Origin of the sequence: Streptomyces sp. PT12 (assembly GCF_003311645.1) — a bacterium.
GTDB lineage: Bacteria > Actinomycetota > Actinomycetes > Streptomycetales > Streptomycetaceae > Streptomyces.
Genome location: NZ_QEST01000268.1, coordinates 1 through 488, shown reverse-complemented (window position 1 = coordinate 488; position 488 = coordinate 1). Strand labels below are relative to the sequence as shown.

The following is a 488-nucleotide window of genomic DNA, read 5'->3' as shown; positions in this document are numbered from 1 at the left end:
GGCTTCGACTCCCTCACGGCCGTCGAGCTGCGGAACCGGCTCGCCGAGGAGACGGGGCTCCGCCTCCCCGCCACCCTCGTCTTCGACTACCCCAACGCCGACATCCTCGTCGAGCACCTCACGACCACCCTCTCCGGAACCGACAAGACGCCCCAACACGCCCTTCCCGCAGCGGCGTTGACCACCGATGACCCGATTGTGATCGTCGGCATGGCGTGCCGTTATCCGGGTGGGGTGCGTTCGCCGGAGGATCTGTGGGATCTGGTGGACTCGGGTGGTGACGCGGTGGGGTCCTTCCCCGCCGACCGAGGCTGGGACCTCGACGCCCTGTTCGCGGGCGACGGTTCGGGCACCAGCGCCGCGACCGAGGGCGGATTCCTCGATGGCGCTGGGGACTTTGACCCTGGCCTGTTCGGGATCTCTCCGCGTGAGGCGCTGGCCATGGACCCTCAGCAGCGCCTCCTCCTCGAAACCGCCTGGGAAACGTT

Annotated in this window: 1 protein-coding gene; it reads left to right on the top strand. The window is 68.9% G+C overall.

Annotated features, from left to right (window positions below):
• On the top strand, positions 1 to 488 hold a 488-nt coding region (locus DEH69_RS28325; protein WP_147255900.1), incomplete at both ends, for an acyl carrier protein.